At 39.9% G+C, this 17,598-nt stretch carries 17 protein-coding genes and 1 other RNA gene; 16 read left to right on the forward strand and 2 right to left on the reverse strand.

The window, feature by feature from the left end; all coding sequences use genetic code 11:
- Positions 1 to 35 precede the first annotated feature (35 nt).
- The 4 genes from rpoD to rnpB all read left to right on the forward strand — a co-directional run bounded on the left by rpoD (position 36) and on the right by rnpB (position 3,723).
- Entirely contained in the window at positions 36 to 1,172 is a 1,137-nt protein-coding gene (gene rpoD / locus ACH8E3_RS02865; protein WP_458631087.1) for an RNA polymerase sigma factor RpoD, read from the forward strand.
- Between the two features lie 195 nt (positions 1,173 to 1,367).
- Entirely contained in the window at positions 1,368 to 2,141 is a 774-nt protein-coding gene (locus tag ACH8E3_RS02870; protein WP_458631088.1) for a tRNA (adenine(22)-N(1))-methyltransferase, read from the forward strand.
- Positions 2,117 to 3,232, forward strand: a complete 1,116-nt coding sequence (locus tag ACH8E3_RS02875) for a Nif3-like dinuclear metal center hexameric protein (RefSeq protein ID WP_458631089.1) — start codon at positions 2,117 to 2,119, stop codon at positions 3,230 to 3,232. The genes ACH8E3_RS02870 and ACH8E3_RS02875 overlap by 25 nt, the downstream gene beginning before the upstream one ends.
- A gap of 80 nt (positions 3,233 to 3,312) precedes the next feature.
- An RNA gene (rnpB, locus tag ACH8E3_RS02880) (RNase P RNA component class A) lies at positions 3,313 to 3,723 on the forward strand.
- Positions 3,724 to 3,832: 109 nt separating this feature from the next.
- Here the strand turns inward: rnpB and ACH8E3_RS02885 are convergent.
- A complete protein-coding gene (locus ACH8E3_RS02885) occupies positions 3,833 to 5,761 on the reverse strand; it encodes a S8 family peptidase (RefSeq protein ID WP_458631090.1) in 1,929 nt (642 codons plus the stop codon).
- A 164-nt stretch (positions 5,762 to 5,925) separates the two neighbouring features.
- Between ACH8E3_RS02885 and ACH8E3_RS02890 the strand changes: the two genes are divergently transcribed.
- From ACH8E3_RS02890 to ACH8E3_RS02940, 11 genes are all read left to right on the forward strand, one after another.
- The gene (locus ACH8E3_RS02890; protein WP_458631091.1) at positions 5,926 to 6,144 is read left to right on the forward strand and encodes a DUF1540 domain-containing protein; all 219 of its coding nucleotides are present in this window, start codon (positions 5,926 to 5,928) and stop codon (positions 6,142 to 6,144) included.
- 37 nt (positions 6,145 to 6,181) lie between these two features.
- Positions 6,182 to 6,610, forward strand: coding sequence for a hypothetical protein (locus ACH8E3_RS02895; protein ID WP_458631092.1), 429 nt, complete (start codon positions 6,182 to 6,184; stop codon positions 6,608 to 6,610).
- 169 nt (positions 6,611 to 6,779) lie between these two features.
- The gene (locus ACH8E3_RS02900; protein WP_458631093.1) at positions 6,780 to 7,487 is read left to right on the forward strand and encodes a lytic transglycosylase domain-containing protein; all 708 of its coding nucleotides are present in this window, start codon (positions 6,780 to 6,782) and stop codon (positions 7,485 to 7,487) included.
- A 127-nt stretch (positions 7,488 to 7,614) separates the two neighbouring features.
- A complete protein-coding gene (locus ACH8E3_RS02905) occupies positions 7,615 to 8,766 on the forward strand; it encodes a cysteine desulfurase family protein (RefSeq protein ID WP_458631094.1) in 1,152 nt (383 codons plus the stop codon).
- A 3-nt stretch (positions 8,767 to 8,769) separates the two neighbouring features.
- Entirely contained in the window at positions 8,770 to 9,999 is a 1,230-nt protein-coding gene (thiI, locus tag ACH8E3_RS02910) for a tRNA uracil 4-sulfurtransferase ThiI (protein ID WP_458631095.1), read from the forward strand.
- A 90-nt stretch (positions 10,000 to 10,089) separates the two neighbouring features.
- Positions 10,090 to 10,749 carry a TerC family protein gene (locus tag ACH8E3_RS02915; RefSeq protein ID WP_458631096.1) on the forward strand — a complete coding sequence of 220 codons (660 nt, stop codon included), beginning with the start codon at positions 10,090 to 10,092 and terminating at the stop codon, positions 10,747 to 10,749.
- A 178-nt stretch (positions 10,750 to 10,927) separates the two neighbouring features.
- Entirely contained in the window at positions 10,928 to 11,425 is a 498-nt protein-coding gene (locus ACH8E3_RS02920) for a hypothetical protein (RefSeq protein ID WP_458631097.1), read from the forward strand.
- Between the two features lie 174 nt (positions 11,426 to 11,599).
- On the forward strand, positions 11,600 to 13,438 hold the full coding sequence (gene typA / locus ACH8E3_RS02925) for a translational GTPase TypA (protein ID WP_458631098.1): 1,839 nt from the start codon (positions 11,600 to 11,602) through the stop codon (positions 13,436 to 13,438).
- A gap of 41 nt (positions 13,439 to 13,479) precedes the next feature.
- Complete coding sequence (locus ACH8E3_RS02930; protein WP_458631099.1) at positions 13,480 to 13,776, forward strand: YlaH-like family protein; 297 nt, start codon at positions 13,480 to 13,482, stop codon at positions 13,774 to 13,776.
- Between the two features lie 55 nt (positions 13,777 to 13,831).
- A complete protein-coding gene (locus ACH8E3_RS02935) occupies positions 13,832 to 14,929 on the forward strand; it encodes an LCP family protein (RefSeq protein ID WP_458631100.1) in 1,098 nt (365 codons plus the stop codon).
- A 77-nt stretch (positions 14,930 to 15,006) separates the two neighbouring features.
- Positions 15,007 to 15,459, forward strand: coding sequence for a pyridoxamine 5'-phosphate oxidase family protein (locus ACH8E3_RS02940; RefSeq protein ID WP_458631101.1), 453 nt, complete (start codon positions 15,007 to 15,009; stop codon positions 15,457 to 15,459).
- A 46-nt stretch (positions 15,460 to 15,505) separates the two neighbouring features.
- Here the strand turns inward: ACH8E3_RS02940 and ACH8E3_RS02945 are convergent, their stop codons facing one another.
- On the reverse strand, positions 15,506 to 16,057 hold the full coding sequence (locus ACH8E3_RS02945; protein WP_458631102.1) for a YhcN/YlaJ family sporulation lipoprotein: 552 nt from the start codon (positions 16,055 to 16,057) through the stop codon (positions 15,506 to 15,508).
- A gap of 117 nt (positions 16,058 to 16,174) precedes the next feature.
- On the opposite strand from ACH8E3_RS02945, the gene ACH8E3_RS02950 reads away from it, so the two are divergent.
- Entirely contained in the window at positions 16,175 to 17,506 is a 1,332-nt protein-coding gene (locus ACH8E3_RS02950) for a PhoH family protein (protein ID WP_458631103.1), read from the forward strand.
- Positions 17,507 to 17,598 lie beyond the last annotated feature (92 nt).

Here is a 17,598-nt window from a genome sequence, read left to right on the forward strand (position 1 = left end):
GGTTGGATTGTTTCTAGGGAGGAGGGAGTCGAGTTATGGCGAATGATCAACGTACTGAAATAGAGACAGAATTAACATTGGATCAAGTCAAAGACCAACTGGTTGAGCAAGGCAAGAAGAAATCGACGTTGAATATGAAAGACATTGTGGAGAAATTATCACCATTTGACCAAGACCCAGAACAAATGGAAGAGTTCTATGAGCATCTCAGTGACTTGGAGATTGAAGTGGTTAATGAGAATGAGGATGATGAAACGAATACCCTTCGACCTAATGATGACTCTGAAGAACAACAGGAGGGTGAGACGATCTTTGCAGACGACTTATCATTGCCTCCAGGGATCAAGATCAATGATCCTGTTCGTATGTATCTTAAGGAAATTGGACGTGTTCAATTACTATCAGCAGAAGATGAAGTTCAACTAGCTAAACGTATTGAAAAAGGTGATGAAGAAGCTAAAAGACGCCTTGCAGAAGCTAATCTACGCCTCGTAGTCAGCATTGCCAAGCGATATGTTGGACGTGGAATGTTATTTCTAGACCTTATTCAAGAAGGTAACATGGGACTGATCAAAGCTGTTGAGAAATTCGATCATGGAAAAGGATTTAAATTCAGCACATATGCAACATGGTGGATACGTCAAGCGATCACTCGTGCTATTGCAGACCAAGCTCGGACGATAAGAATACCCGTTCATATGGTCGAGACGATTAATAAGCTAATCCGTGTATCTCGTCAACTCCTTCAAGAATTAGGACGCGAACCTGCACCAGAAGAGATCGCTATAGAGATGGAGTTAAGTGTTGAGAAAGTTAGGGAAATCATGAAGATTGCCCAAGAACCCGTTTCACTTGAGACACCGATCGGCGAGGAAGATGATTCACACCTTGGGGATTTCATTGAAGATCAAGAGGCGTTAGCACCAGCAGACGCAGCAGCTTATGAACTTCTGAAAGAACAATTAGAAGATGTACTCGACACGTTAACTGAACGAGAAGAGAACGTATTACGTTTACGTTTTGGTCTGGATGATGGACGTACGAGAACACTTGAAGAGGTAGGTAAAGTCTTCGGTGTAACTCGCGAACGGATTCGTCAAATCGAAGCCAAAGCACTTCGTAAATTGCGCCATCCAAGCCGTAGTAAGAGATTGAAAGACTTTTTAGAATAAATGGTTTGGTGGACCTTCTGTGGCTTATTAGCTCAGAAAGGTCCTTTTTGTACTAAATGGTAGAACTACCTAAATCTGTTTTATTAGTTTTTATTTTAGCTCTTTTTGGATGCCAATGCAAATGACAATGTTAATGATTTCATCAAATAATATATATCTATATATGAAAATAAAGGATGCTGTATGGGGGCTGTTATGAAATTATCGAAACGATTGCAATATATTATGGAACAAATGCCGGAAGGTAGTACCTTTGCTGACATTGGGTCAGATCATGCCATGTTACCTGTTGCGGCTATAAAGAGTAACAAGGTATTACGAGCGGTTGCAGGTGAAGTGAATGCTGGACCTAGAGATGCGGCTTTGAGACAAGTTGCATCTGCGGGTCTGCAAGATCAAATCTCTGTTAGATTAGGTGATGGTCTTGATGTGATAGCGCCTGGTGAAGTAGAGGTTATCACGATTGCAGGCATGGGTGGTGCGTTGATCGCAAGCATATTGGAACAGGGTATAGATAAGCTTGAAGGTGTGACAATGCTGATATTACAACCTAATGTGGGAGAAGAGATTGTACGGCGATGGTTACTGGATCATCACTTCGTTCTGTTATCGGAGCACATTATGGAGGAAGATCGAAAAGTATATGAAATATTAACTGCCGTACCCGAGGAATCAGATGCTACGCTGTTAACCAATAGTGAGGTATACCAAGAATATGATATAGCTCATGTGGATGGTTCGGTAAAAGTGACAAAAGAGATACAAATACGCATGGGACCTTGGTTAATCAAAGAGAATAACATGATATTTAGAACGAAGTGGTTATCAGAGCTTGATAAACTAAACCGCGTAGTACGTTCTTTGGGCACGTCAACATTATCTTCATCCCAAGACAAAATCAAAAATTTCCAACAAGAAATGAATCAGATTAAGGAGGTTCTCGCGTGTTTGCCAAAGGACAAACTGTAATTCAATATATGGAGGAACTAGCTCCCAAACACGTAGCCATGCCTGATGACCGAATTGGACTGCAGTTGGGGACGCTACAAAAAGACATTCATCATGTTCTGATTGCACTTGATGTGAATGATGAAGTGATAGAAGAAGCCATTCGACTTGAGGTGGATCTTATCATTGCACATCATGCTATTATATTCAGACCACTCAAGCAATTGCAGACAGACACAGCGATGGGTAGATTGTATGAGAAATTAATCAAACATGATATTGCCGTGTACATCAGTCATACCAATCTGGATGTTGCAGAGGGTGGTATGAACGATTGGATGGCAGAAGCATTAGGTATTGAGAATGGCTCCCCTATAGAAGATTTACATACAGAGGAGTTATCTAAATTGGTTGTGTTTGTTCCTAAGACGCATCATCAGCAAGTGTTAGATGCAATTCTTGGAGCAGGTGCAGGGATGATTGGTCATTACAGTCATTGTAGTTTTAACATAGAGGGATACGGAACATTTATGCCTATGGAAGGAACGGAACCTTTTATAGGTAAACAAGGAAGAATGGAACGTGTGGATGAGATGCGTATTGAGACCATCGTGCCTCATGGTATTAGGAGCAAAGTGATCCAAGCTATGCTCAAATCCCATCCTTATGAAGAGGTAGCTTACGACCTGTATGCTATGAATTTAAAAGGAAGAACGCTCGGTCTTGGTCGTGTTGGTAAACTAAGCAGCCCTATGAAATTAGCAGACTTCGTTGAAGTAGTGAAACGTAATTTAGACGTTGAACATGTTAGAGTAGTTGGAGACTTGGATCGTCCCATTCGTAAAGCAGCTGTGCTTGGAGGATCCGGAAGTCGTTATGTCTCACCATCCATCTATTGCGGTGCAGATGTACTCGTCACTGGAGATATTGATTATCATACGGCACAAGATGCGCTAATGGCTGGTATCGCTATTATTGATCCAGGACATAACGCTGAGAAAATTATGAAATCTAAAGTCGCAGATTGGATGCGTGCTAAACTTCAAAAAGCTCGTGTCGATACAAAAGTACATGTATCTGAAGTGAATACGGAACCGTTTCAATTTATGTGATGTTGATTATTTCGTTAGTTACAAGTTAGTGAAGCTTGTAACTGCGATAAATTCGCTGTATACTATCATTTGTTGCTCTGAAAGTTTGACAGACAATCGCTGGTGATACGTAAGGTATCACGAGAGGAAAGTCCGGGCTCCATATGGCAGGGTGCTGGATAACGTCCAGTCAGCGCGAGTTGAAGGATAGTGCCACAGAAATGGACCGCCGATGGCTACGCAAGTAGCACAGGCAAGGATGGAACCGAGGTGTAAGAGACCCCGAGGAGCGCTGGTGACTTCGTTCCTGGTAAACCCCACTTGGAGCAAGACCTAATGGAACGCAGCTTTTCTGTAAAGAAGAGCAACCTTAGCCTGAGGCGCGTTTAGGTTGGTCGCTTGAGCCGTTCAGCAATGTTCGGCCTAGATAGATGATTGTCGTTTGAAGTGGGAGGGTAGTTCCCGAATATACCACAAAGAATACAGGACCCGGCTTACGGCAAACTTTCACAACTGCAACTTAACTGTATAACATTAAATGGTGTTGTTTCATCAATAATTATTGATGAAACAACACCATTTTTATGACGTTTTATAAGAAAACAAATCTACCTTAATAAGTTATTTGGACTGTGCACTATTGTGGATTATGGACTGCATTTTCTTTTGGACATGTTGAGGCCAGAATTGAAGAGCAGAAGCGCCATTCCCTGCGGCTTGTAGACTATTATATATATCAACTTGACCATAACCGAAATACTTATCTCGTCCAGCAGTTCCCAAGTCAATAGCACTACCACGCATTAAATCCATCACTTCTACATTGTTGAGATTAGGATTTCTAGATCGAATAAGACCTGCCAATGCAGCAACATGTGGGCTAGCCATAGAGGTTCCTGAGAGTGAAGCATACTGATTCTTTAAATAGGTACTGGCTATGCTTGCCCCCGGTGCCACAACATCTACATAATCCCCATAATTAGAGAAGGAAGCACGTTTCAATTCTGAGTCTGTCGCGGATACGGAGAATACCTCAGGATAAGCCGCAGGATATCCTGGTCGTTCTGTATTATCGTTACCTGTCGCCGCTATAATGACAACATCACGATCATAGGCATATTTGATAGCATCATGAAGAAAGTTAGATTTAGCATAGTTACCAAGACTCATATTGATAACCTTGGCCCCGTGATCCGCTGCCCATATAATTCCTTCTGCAACAGAATAGGTTGTCCCAGCACCAGAGCTATCGAGTACTTTAATGGGCATCACCTTATTATACCAACTTATACCAGCTACCCCTTCGTTGTTATTCACAACAGCACCAATGATTCCACATACATGTGTACCGTGACCTACATCATCTGTAGGCGGTTTGGAAGGATCAATCACGTTATAGCCTTGAATAAGATTGCCCTTCAGGTCTGGATGATTCAAATCTACGCCTGTATCGATTACGGCCACAATGACATCTTCGCTTCCTTTGGATAACTCCCATGCTTTATTAGTTTCTATCGCAGGTAAGTTCCATTGGTATTTGGAGAATAATAAATCATTAGGAATGATCGGAGGTGTTGGATTCGTTAGTTGAGAACGATCACCATTGGTCAGATATAAATAGTGTGGTTCGACATAGTTTGGATGGTATTTATTTGTGAAATATTCCTTTAATTCAGAATAATCCATTGTGTTGGCATGAAAGACATAAGCATAACCCATCTTACGCACCCACTTGGATTGAATATCTTTGGATATAGCCATTAATTGTTTATCTGTCATATCTTTTGTGAAATGAACCACAATTTCATGTTCATAATAATGGCTAGCATTTTCATTATCATGTCCGGTCTTTACTGTAATATCTCGAAGTGTGTTAGTATCCACAGATTCGATTCGATAATTACCTTCTTTGGGGTAAGGGATTAGTCTTAAATTACGCTTCTGATGATTGGTGACTGCATTTAGGATGTCTTGACTAATGAGTCCGATAACACCCGCATTTCCTTGTGTAGATGGTTCTGCAATGAAGAAATATTGTGTATCTTCGACTTGAAATGAAGGCGATTCATAAGGTTGATGGTTACGTAAGTGATGTTTGGCTATTGCATAATATTGTTTGTAGTGCTTGTTGTTTTTCATATCGATAGTCAAATTTTTCACTTGATAAGTGCGGGATTGCTGTGTTGTGAAATTGATCCAACCTATCCAAGGAATATGATCATGAGTCTGCTGTAATTGATGGATATACGTCTGCATGTCTTTCGTACCCAACGTAAGAAATTGATTTGCGAGATCGATCAAATGCTCTTTCGCATCCATTCGAGATAATGTGTTGGTTGATGAGATATCTTGATTCATCGTCTTCTGCTTCATGCGAGTTTCTTGATGTGGGTCTATAACATGAGTGAGTGAATCTACATTTGAGTTAGAACGGTTATAGGAACTGGTGTTGTAATGGGGAACGGCATTTTTATTAGGTAATAATACAAGCGTAGTGATAATCCCTGTTGTGATGATAACGGCTCCAACTATACGTGATCGTTGCGACATATCCACATCTCCTTCATCAACATTGTTTATATTATCCTTAGGAAAATCCTCTGCATTTATTCGTTAGATGGTGAGGATAATTATTGCATGTTTGCATCAAGTTACAACTTCGATAATGCATAGTCATATGTATGGTCGGAGACAATGTAGATGAGGTGATATACATGAATAATGATAATAAAACATTGGTAAAATGTAGTGTGAGTAACTGTCACTTTTGGGGAGAAGAAAACCTATGTCGTGCTGAGAAAATTATGATTGAAATTGATGCTCATTCAACGATGAACTTACATGAGGAATATGGAGAAGAACCATTTTCATTAAATCAGGATAAGGCTCGTACATCTTCATCGACCTGTTGTTTAACGTTTAGACCACAATAAGCATGCACTCTAATCTGAAATCGAGGGGGGTGTTGTTATGAAGAATGAAGATCTAGGTTCAGCAACTGAAGAATCATTGGGAAGTAATAAAGTGATTGATAAGAATGGGACGATCCACCCGAAGTTGAATAATCGTGCGGATTACCCACGTCTTGTAAGCAATCATAAAGAGGAATATGCTGCAGAAGTCGCATCTACACCCGTGCGGATGCGAGACATACCTAAGTCTAGAGACACCGATGTAGAGGATTTTGATCGTTCTACAGGAAATTTGGCAGGGTATGTCGGTCTTGCGCTTGGTTTAGTGTCCTTATTCATGTGGTCGATCGTTCTAGGTCCTATTTCCATTATGATGGGCTACTATGCCTATTTCCAAGGCAAAAAGGTCACAGGTACATGGGCAATGGGTTTAGGGGTCTTAGCAACGATAAGCTACCTTGTGCTGATTCCTCTGGGAAGATCATAACAGCCTTCAGTCGAGTAACATTTCAAAGTGAGCTTTCTAATGCCTCCTATTGAGGTAAGAAAGCTCTCTTTTTACATTTGTAACAATTCTTTAGGATAGAAGGTGGCATAAGACATGATCACATGATAAAATATAACAAGAAGATTATGACGGAAGTTGGGATAAGGGAATGCAAATGGATAGTGTGACCGCGAAACAACTTATAAATTCACAAAAAAATGCAACAATTAAGAATAAGGATGAACTCATTCAAGACATACTTAGTGCTCAGATGAGTGGATCTAACTTCGAAGGTTTACTGACTCAAGTAATGGCAACTTCTGAATTATCAGATCAACAAGAGATATCTCCGAATGCTGGTGTATCTTGGAGTGATGGTCTCTTATGGCAGCAGCTTGGCGTTGTGAGTACGGATAATACTAGAATATCTAATGACAATGAAATCAACGGAGATTCAGTACAGACAGATTATAACCAACTTATTCATGAGGCAAGTCAACGGTATGGAATATCTGAGACACTTATTAAAGCGGTTATTGATACAGAATCCTCTTTCAATCCTAATAGCGTATCATCAGCAGGAGCAAAAGGGTTGATGCAATTGATGGATGGGACAGCTGCAGGACTTGGCGTGAACAATTCATTTGATCCCAAAGAAAACATTGATGCCGGAACAAGGTATCTCTCCTACCAATTGAAGCGATTTGATGGACAAGAGAATCTTGCACTTGCTGCTTATAATGCGGGTCCGGGTAGAGTTTCCCGACTAGGAATATCTACAGATCAAGAACTCATGAATCGTTTGGATTCACTCCCTATGGAGACTAGAAATTATATTACTAAAGTTCAGAACGCTCGTTCGAAATACGAAGCATAAGAACAATTAAATATGAATCGCTAGAAGATCATACGAGGAGGTACTAGGGTCAAGGATCAACAATATCCTTTACACCCTCTCCGATAATTGATCTTTTTGCGTTGTTCTGTATAAAGGAGGATCTACAATGATTTATTGGGATCACGCGGCGAGCACGCCACCTTATGAGGATGTCATTCGTACATTAAGTCAAGTAATGAAGACACACTATGGTAACCCGTCATCCATACATCAAATGGGCGATGATGCCATCAAGCTGATCACAAGATCACGTGAAAGTTGTGCAAATTCATTAGATGTGGAACCAAGGGAAATCGTATTTACATCAGGTGCAACAGAAGGAAATAATATGGCGATTAAGGGTGTTGCCCTTCAATACGCTAATCGTGGTAAACATGTGATCACAACTAAAATCGAACATGCCTCTGTATACGAAAGCTTCCGCCAATTAGAGGAATGGGGATATGAAGTTACCTATCTTCCTGTAGATGCCCGTGGTTGTGTTGATCCTGCATCGATTACATCAACGATAAGAAAAGATACGATTCTTGTCAGTATTATGCATGTCAACAACGAAATGGGGGCTATACAACCGATTGAAGCGATTGGTCATGAAATTAAGAAATGTAATAAAAGAACAATATTTCATGTTGATGGTGTTCAAGCTTTTGGTAAGTTACCCATTCATCTAAAGCAATGGCAAGTCGATATGTATACGCTATCTGCTCATAAATTTCGTGGACCTAAAGGATGCGGTGTGTTATATATCCGTGAAGGCTTGAAGATAACACCTCTTTTAAGTGGCGGATCTCAAGAATACGGAATGCGTGCAGGAACAGAGAATACACCCCAACTCGTTGCTATGGCTAAGGCAATGCGAATGGCACAGGAACAGCAAGAATTTTTTAAGCGAAAGACAACTGTTCTTCGTGATCAGATTCATGCGTTTATACAGGATATAAACGGTTTGAAGTTACATACCCATGAGAACTCAGCACCCCATATTGTTCATTTCTCATACCCAGCGATGAGATCTGAAGTGCTATTGCATGCACTAGAAGAACAAGGCATGCTTGTATCGACGAAATCGGCCTGCTCCACGAAACGAATAGAAGCAAGTCGTGTATTGTTGTCTATGGGACTTAGTAGGGATGAAGCTACGAGTGGTATACGAATTAGTCTTGGGGACAGTCACACGATAGAAGAAGTACACATGTTACAACAAGCGCTTCATCATTGTGTGAAGCAGCTAGACCGAATGGTTAGAAAGGAAGAATAATGAATGGTTACTTATGATATGTTACTAATACGCTTTGGAGAATTTATGTTAAAGGGGAAAAATCGAAGAAGGTTTGAGAAATCTGTACTTCTTCATATTAAATCTGTTCTTATCCCTTATCCACGTGTGGAATTTAGGAGTGAGTTCGGAAGAATCTATATTATGCTTCATGGTGAAAATGCTACGGATGCGATACAAGCTTTGAGAAAGGTATTTGGTGTAGGTTCAATCAGTCCAGTTATCGTCTGTGAATCTAACTTAGATGACATTCTTCGGACAAGCCATCAATACTTGAGTGAAATGAACTTGACTCAGAATACTAGCTTCAAAGTAAGTGCAAGAAGAGTGTGGAAGGGTTTCCCTCATTCTACACATGAAATGAACAACCATGTAGGATCTTTGTTATTAAAAGAATTTCAAATGCTCGATGTATGTATGAATCAACCTAAACTTGATCTGCGAGTAGAGATTAGGGAGGTAGAGACTTATATATTCTATGAAGTTATTCCAGCAGTAGGTGGGTTTCCAAGAGGAAGTAATGGGAAAGCGATGACCTTATTATCTGGAGGAATTGATAGTCCAGTGGCTGCGTGGAGTGCGATGCGTAGAGGATTATCCATAGAATGTGTCCATTTCTTTAGTTATCCATTCACGAGTAAATTAGCTAAAGATAAAGTAGAGGATCTAGTCAGTGTATTGGCTGAATACTCGGGTGGGATTAAAGTTCACTTCGTTCCATTTACGGAAGTACAGACTGCATTTACGGGATTGGGACAGGATAATCTCATCATTACCTTCATGCGTAGAGCAATGTTGTCTATCACAACATCTTTAGCGGAGAGAGAAGGAGCTTTAGCGATTGTAACAGGTGACAGCCTTGGTCAAGTGGCTAGTCAGACGTTATCTAGCCTGAATACTATTGGACGTGCGACAGCACTACCGATTCTTAGACCACTAATCACGATGGACAAGAACGAGATTATTACCGTTGCTAAGGATATTGGAACGTATGATATTTCCATTCAACCGCATGAGGACTGTTGTACATTATTCGTATCTAAATCACCATCAACCAATCCCAATCTACGGATCGTTGAGAAAATTGAACGACGTATTACCAATCTTCCTGAACTCTTACAACAAGCTTTGGATCGTACTGAGACCGTGACAATAGCCCCTGCACAAAGTAAGAACACAAAGATGAATAATACAATTCAAGAAGACTGGTTCTAAACAAACACTATAAATATATATCCAATGATCAATGGATAAGCATATGCAACTCGTTTCATTCATACATGTATGAATGGAGGGGGTTGTACTATGGATATATTATGGTTATTGATGGAAATATTGGTAATTAATTTAGTGTTAAGTGGTGATAATGCAGTTGTCATCGCAATGGCTAGTAAAGATCTACCACCGGCTCAGCGTAAACGAACGGTCTGGTGGGGTGCTATGGGTGCTATAGTGCTTAGATGTCTTCTCACGTTTGTTGCAGTGGTGATGTTAAAGATACCTTATCTGCAGGCACTAGGTGGCTTTATGTTATTATGGATTGCCTTCCATTTAATAACGCAACAGAAGAAAGATCTTCGACTTGGAGAGATACCAACGATATCCAAGGCGATACGTACCATCCTTGCAGCAGATTTCATTATGAGCATCGATAATGTCATTGCTATTGCAGCAATTGCTAAAGGAGATCTAGCTGTAATCGTTATTGGGATTACACTTAGCATACCGATTGTGATCTATGGGAGTACGATTATAATTCATTGGCTTGAACGGTTTCCCGTTCTTATATACTTAGGTGCTGGAATACTCGCTTATACAGCGGGTGAAATGATGCTTCAAGATGCTAGATTTGGGAGTTTTATAGGGAACCTTTGGCCACAATGGCATTCTGTACTACCAATCCTACTAGCAATCGTAGTGATTTCATTCGGAAGAATGAGGAAGTTGACAATGCAGCGTGTATAACTTCTTATGGTTTGGATATAAATGCAGAGTAAAAGGAACATGAAGTTCGTGACCTTCACGTTCTTTTTTGCGTTAACAATATGGTTATTTATACGATTATCATATACAATATTGTTAATCATATGTTCATCTATATTTCGACAAGAATGGACATGCCAAGAGAAAAGAGGGTGTATAAATGTCATCTAACAAAGATATAAAACTAGGACTAGGGATTGTGATTGCAGGTATTGTTATTCTACTTGGTAAATTTGGAGTGTTCAGCTTTCTCGGTCGTTCGTTATGGCCAATTCTTATAATCGTTGTAGGCGTTATATTGCATTGGCTTTATTTCAATCTTAGAAGACCATCCTTACTTCTCATTCCTGGTGGTATATTCATCGTGTGGGGATTGCTATTCTTGATATGTAATATATGGGGATGGGGACTGATGGCATACTTATGGCCAGCTTTGCTTCTTGGACTTGCTGTCGGGTTATATGAATATTACTTAAATGAAAATTACAGTTCGAATATTCTTCTGTGGGTTTCGCTTAGTATAGGCCTCCTTTCATTCATCTTCTTCTTATTCAGTCTAATGAGAACAGGTGGAATCTATTGGTTAGCTATTCTGCTAATTGGTGCAGGAATTTGGCTAATTCTAGGAAGACAGGGTACAATTCGTAGAAATTGGTAAACATTCTTTATGTAAAAGCGAACTTTTTTCTACAATAGAACTTGATTTTTTCATAAAAATAACTATAATATATAAGATATGATGAAGCGTCGGCATTATCGCCGAGCGCTTTTTTTGTGAGACACGTTGTAAAGCAAGTAGAGACTTGAGAATGAAGGGATAGGTAAAATAACTATGCAATCAAGAGAAAAGATTCGTAATATTGCGATTATTGCCCACGTTGACCATGGTAAGACAACATTGGTTGACCAATTACTACAACAGTCAGGGATCTTCCGTGACAATGAAACACATCACGAACGCGCAATGGATTCCGGTGATTTGGAACGTGAACGCGGAATTACCATATTGGCGAAAAATACAGCAATTACGTATAATGACTTCACAATAAATATCATGGACACACCTGGTCACGCTGACTTTGGTGGAGAAGTTGAACGTATTATGAAGATGGTTGATGGTGTTCTATTGGTTGTTGATGCATATGAAGGATGTATGCCACAGACCAAATTTGTTCTGCGTAAAGCATTAGATTCTGACTTGACACCAATTGTTGTTGTTAACAAAATCGATAGACCAGCAGCTCGTCCAACTGAAGTTATTGATGAAGTATTAGATTTGTTTATCGAACTTGGAGCATCTGATGAGCAATTGAATTTCCCGGTAGTATATGCTTCTGCATTGAACGGTACGTCAAGTCTAGTTGCTGAGAAACAAGACGAAACGATGCATGCTCTGTATGAAACAATTCTTGATCATATTCCAGCACCTACTGAAAAAATAGATGAGCCATTGCAGTTCCTAGTAACATTGATGGACTATAACGAATATTTGGGACGTATTGCGATTGGTCGTATTAACCGTGGTATTATCCGCCAAGGACAATCCGTTACAGTTATTATGCGTGATGGTAAGAGCAAGACAGCACGTATTGAGAAATTGTTCGGCTTCCAAGGGTTGAAGCGTATTGAGGTTGAAGAAGCAGGAGCGGGTGATATCGTTGCTATCGCTGGTATTAAAGATATTAATATCGGAGAAACCATCGCAGACCCTAATAATCCAGAAGCTTTGCCAGTACTCAAAATAGATGAGCCTACACTACAAATGACTTTTGTAGTTAATAATAGTCCATTCGCAGGACGTGAAGGTAAATGGGTTACTTCCCGTAAATTACGTGAGCGTCTTTATAAAGAATTAGAAACAGATGTAAGTCTAAGAGTAGACGACACGGAAACCCCAGAAGCATTTATTGTTTCGGGTAGAGGTGAACTACACTTAACGATTCTGATTGAGAACATGCGCCGTGAAGGATTTGAACTACAAGTATCCAAACCATCCGTTATCATAAAAGAAGTCGATGGCGTAAAAAGCGAGCCGATCGAACGTCTTATGATTGATGTTCCTGATGAGAATATGGGATCTGTCATGGAAAGCCTTGGTCAACGTAAAGCTGAGATGACGAATATGGTGAATACTGGTTCTGGTAACGTTCGTTTGGAATTCCTAATTCCAGCACGTGGTCTTATCGGTTACCGTACACAATTCCTTACATTGACTCGTGGTTACGGTGTGATGAACCATGCTTTTGATAGCTATGGTCCTGTCGTTTCTGGTCAAGTTGGTGGTCGTCAGAAGGGTGTATTGATTTCTAGTGAGAATGGAAATTCTACATTGTATGCGATGATGGGTATTGAAGATCGTGGTACCTTATTCGTAGAACCAGGTACTGAAATTTATGAAGGTATGATTGTTGGTGAGCATACGCGTGACAATGATATCGTTGTAAATGTAAGTAAAGAGAAACAAGTCAATAATATTCGTTCTGCGAACAAAGAAGAAACGGTTAAAATGAAATCTCCAATTATCTTCTCTATGGAGCAAGCGTTGGAATATTTGAATGATGACGAGTTGTGTGAAATCACACCTAAATCCATTCGTATGCGTAAGAAAATATTGAATAAAAGTGAACGTGAACGTGCAGAGAAGCATCGTAAGATGGAGAATGCACAGTAATTGGCAATGAAAATCCCCATTATGAAAGGAGTGGAACCTATATGCAGGCATGGTTTGCAGCGCATCCTCTTGTTTCTTATATTATTATCTTCTTACTGATCACTTATGTTTATAATCAAGTATTTCGAGTGCATCAGAAGTTGCCGTTACTCAAGGAGATCATTTTATACATGTTGATGGCATTAGGTTCAGGAATGCTACTTATTTTTCAACATGATAAGTTGCCGATTATTCAATGCTTATTGGTTGCGGTATTTCTAATGCTTCTTGTCCGTTTTCGTTATTTCATTGAAGGCAGACAGAAGAAAAAGGATAATTCATCATCCAAAAATGTATGAATACTTCTCATATGGGGTCAAACTTGAATTCAATTTAATGAAATAGGTGTGTAACATGAGTCCTAGCAATGTGCAATTACCTCCGAGGAAACCTACTGGGGGCAATAAACAATTGAAAGTATCACATAAGAAAAAAAAGAAGAAAAAGAGCGCATTTAAATCTTTTTTAAAATTTTTACTTGTTGTTATGATATTAACTATATTAGCATTTGCGGGTTATGTCGGTTGGGTAGCTATGAAAGTGGATGATACCATTCTGGAGACCGGAAATGATAACCCAGTAGCACCAGAGGCATCAGCCAAAGTAAAGCCGATTACAATGATACTTCTAGGAACAGATTATCGTCCTAATACAGGAACCCATCTAACGGATGTGATGATGATTGCTGCCTTTAATCCGGATACGAAATCAGCTACGGTGGTCTCCCTTCCCCGGGATACACGTTTTGAACTTGACGGATATAGAGTTAGGAAGATAAATGCTTATTATCCTACCTTTTTAGAAGCTGAGAAGAAGTCAGGAATAACGGCTATGGATGAAATGAAGACCATGTTGTCGAAGTATATGGATATTCCTGTTGATTATGGAACAATTATTAACTTTCAAGGGTTCAGTGATGTTGTTGATGCTCTTGGAGGTGTGAATGTGAATATCAGCATGGATATGTGCTATAAGGATAACGCAGATGGTACTAACATTAATCTGACTAAGGGACCTGCCAAGTTGAAGGGTGAAGACGCATTAGGCTATGTTCGCTATCGTAAGTCTAGTTCCGGCTGTAAACCAAGAACGAAGGAATCCGATGATTTCAGTCGTAATATGCGTCAGAATGAAGTGTTACATTCATTAATTGATCAGATGCAAACATTCAGCGGTGTTGCGAAGTTGGGTAAAGTAATTGATGCCGTAGATGACAACATGGAGATTGATATGGAACAAGCGCAGCTTAAGAACGTCATTGCTACGTATTGGAACATATCAAAAGACAATGTCAAGTTTGTTCCTGTGACTGGGAATTGGAAAAGTCCTTATGTGTATATTAATGATGAAGAATTAAATCAAGCGAAGCAAGCACTGCAAGATGAGATTGCTGGTAAATCGGTACACTCCAAAGCAGCGACAGATATAGAAGCGAGTCAATCCAATCCTTGAACTTGGATGTGAATTTCGAGATGTGATATAATACAATAGAACAATATCGATTGTAGCGTATACGGGGAGGTGGATCTATGTCTGAATCCGTCACACAAATGACAGATGCCTTGTTTTCTCAATTGAAGTCGGAGACATTTGTCCTGTTAAACACGATAGATGCTGAAACTGGTGGTCCAACTTCCAGTGCGATTTCTTGGATTTATGCCTTAAACGCTTCAACATTACGTATAGCTATTGATCATCGTTCTCGTCTCGTGGAGAATATCAGAAATAATCCTATGGTTACCATTACAGTATTCGGAGATAGTAAGGTGCATGCTATTAACGGTAGAGCGTCTGTTGCCCTAGACCCATTACCTGAACTTCCCTTCAAGCTATGTTGTTTCGACATTAGTATTGAAGCAGTACGTAATGCGTTGTTCTACGGTGCACAGCTATCCTCAGCCCCTCAATACATTAAAACATATGATCAACGTGCATCAGAGAAATTAGATGTACAAGTATTCTCTGCCATGCAAAAAGCCTAGTGAGCAATCACTAGGCTTTTTTTGATGTTATCGAGCATAAACTTGATCAAGGTGAAGTTTTCTTGTCTGGTGTTCCCGCAGGAGCAATGTTCTGAGTAGGTTGGATATCCTTAGGAAGTTGCGGAATGATTCGTCCAATAATGTCTGCTAATTCTGATGTGAATCCAGATACAGGACGCCCTTCTCGAATATGTTTACCAATTTCTGCAATACGGTGAGAAATATCCATATCCGCAGTTACTAAGGATTGCATACCTCGGGGATCTTTCCTAAGAGCTTCAGCGACAGAATATTTAATCGTGCCTACGCGTGATCGGGTTAAGTCACCGTCTACATCAATGCCGACGATGGCGGTATTCCCCATAATGACACAGTGCGCCTTTTTAACGCCAGATACCCTTTCTGCAAGAGCTTCTAAGTGATTCTTATCAGAAAGATCTTTCGTTTTCTCTGTGCTCTCCATTGATTTAGTTGTCAAAGATAACTTATTCATCTTTTGATTCTGTGAAGAGGGTGATGCATTCCTCGATTGATGGCTACAACTAGACAATAGGGTTAGAACTAGGAGTAAGCATAAGCATAATCTCCATAATCTCATATGTGTTCCGTCCTTTCACAACAAAGTTTATTGCTGTTATTTTAGAAGTGTAGATTTATCATGTCCGAGACGAGAAAATTTATGTATCTACTTTGAGCATACTGTGGAGGGATGTAGATGAAAAAGATTTATGTGTTGGATACCAATGTACTGTTGCATGATCCCAATTCCATATATAGCTTTGAAGAACATTATGTCATTATTCCTGCTATTGTACTTGAAGAGATCGACTCAAAAAAAAGAAACCCTGATGAAATTGGACGAAATGCTCGCACTGTATCCAGGTTATTGGATGGTCTTAGACAGCTAGGACATCTGCATAGTGGGGTAATGCTACAACATGGTGGAATTCTAAAAGTAGAACTAAATCATCGTAGTTACTTGAAAATGCAAGATTTGTTTGGCGAAATAAATAATGATAATCGAATCCTTGCAGTGGCATTGAATTACCAAGCGGAAGAAGAAGAGAAAGAAGACCCTGCCTCCGTAATTATTGTAAGCAAGGATGTGCTCGTACGTGTTAAAGCTGATGTTCTTGGACTAAATACAGAAGACTATCTTACAGGCCGTACAGCGAGCCCTAGTGAGCTATACACGGGATACAGCACAGTTCAAGTTCACCCATCCATCATTGATGAATTCTACACGAATCGATTCTTACTCACGCAGACGCTTGAACTAACTTATCCCTTATATAGTCATGAGTTTATTATTCTAAAAGATGAGATGGGTAGTACAAAATCTGCACTTCTAAAGGTTAATCATGAATGTACTCGTCTTGAACCACTTTTCCTTAGCCATGAACCGATATGGGGACTTAGCGCACGCAATGCTCAGCAACGCATGGCCTTAGAATTATTGTTGAATGATGAGATTCCACTAGTTACGATTACAGGAAAGGCTGGCACAGGTAAGACGCTAATCGCCCTAGCAGCTGGATTGTCCAAGGTAGAAGATGAGCATAAATATAAAAAGTTGTTAATCGCTCGCCCTGTTGTGCCCATGGGTAAGGATATTGGTTACCTTCCAGGTGAAAAGGAAGATAAGTTACGACCTTGGATGCAACCGATTTATGACAACTTAGAGTTCTTATTTGAGACGAAACGTTCAGGGGACATAGATAAGATTCTGATGGGGCTTGGAAGCATCCAAGTGGAGGCGCTCACATACATTAGAGGTCGATCTATTCCAGGACAGTATATCATCATTGATGAAGCCCAGAATTTATCTAGACATGAGGTGAAGACTATCGTTTCTCGAGCAGGTGAAGGAAGCAAAGTGATATTGATGGGAGACCCAGAGCAAATAGATCATCCTTATATAGATGCCTCAAGTAATGGGTTAAGCTATATTGTAGAACGCTTCAAAGAAGAGCAACTAAGCGGACATATCACTTTGGAAAAAGGAGAGAGATCGCAATTAGCTCAATTAGCAGCCGATTTATTATAATGATCATTTCCCAAGCAATATTTTAAGTTGTGAACTAAACAAGAATGAACTGTTAACTCCCCAAATCGAGGGATTTAGCAGTTCATTCTGCT

The organism is Paenibacillus sp. CMAA1364, assembly GCF_054373195.1.

Coding starts and splice junctions, on each gene's coding strand:
- ACH8E3_RS02890 (WP_458631091.1), top strand. CDS start 5,926: ATGAATAATGATAATAAAACATTGGTAAAATGTAGTGTGAGTAACTGT.
- typA (WP_458631098.1), top strand. CDS start 11,600: ATGCAATCAAGAGAAAAGATTCGTAATATTGCGATTATTGCCCACGTT.
- ACH8E3_RS02940 (WP_458631101.1), top strand. CDS start 15,007: ATGTCTGAATCCGTCACACAAATGACAGATGCCTTGTTTTCTCAATTG.
- thiI (WP_458631095.1), top strand. CDS start 8,770: ATGGTTACTTATGATATGTTACTAATACGCTTTGGAGAATTTATGTTA.
- ACH8E3_RS02885 (WP_458631090.1), bottom strand. CDS start 5,761: ATGTCGCAACGATCACGTATAGTTGGAGCCGTTATCATCACAACAGGG.
- ACH8E3_RS02895 (WP_458631092.1), top strand. CDS start 6,182: ATGAAGAATGAAGATCTAGGTTCAGCAACTGAAGAATCATTGGGAAGT.
- ACH8E3_RS02905 (WP_458631094.1), top strand. CDS start 7,615: ATGATTTATTGGGATCACGCGGCGAGCACGCCACCTTATGAGGATGTC.
- ACH8E3_RS02920 (WP_458631097.1), top strand. CDS start 10,928: ATGTCATCTAACAAAGATATAAAACTAGGACTAGGGATTGTGATTGCA.
- ACH8E3_RS02915 (WP_458631096.1), top strand. CDS start 10,090: ATGGATATATTATGGTTATTGATGGAAATATTGGTAATTAATTTAGTG.
- ACH8E3_RS02870 (WP_458631088.1), top strand. CDS start 1,368: ATGAAATTATCGAAACGATTGCAATATATTATGGAACAAATGCCGGAA.
- rpoD (WP_458631087.1), top strand. CDS start 36: ATGGCGAATGATCAACGTACTGAAATAGAGACAGAATTAACATTGGAT.
- ACH8E3_RS02950 (WP_458631103.1), top strand. CDS start 16,175: ATGAAAAAGATTTATGTGTTGGATACCAATGTACTGTTGCATGATCCC.
- ACH8E3_RS02945 (WP_458631102.1), bottom strand. CDS start 16,057: ATGAGATTATGGAGATTATGCTTATGCTTACTCCTAGTTCTAACCCTA.
- ACH8E3_RS02930 (WP_458631099.1), top strand. CDS start 13,480: ATGCAGGCATGGTTTGCAGCGCATCCTCTTGTTTCTTATATTATTATC.
- ACH8E3_RS02900 (WP_458631093.1), top strand. CDS start 6,780: ATGCAAATGGATAGTGTGACCGCGAAACAACTTATAAATTCACAAAAA.
- ACH8E3_RS02935 (WP_458631100.1), top strand. CDS start 13,832: ATGAGTCCTAGCAATGTGCAATTACCTCCGAGGAAACCTACTGGGGGC.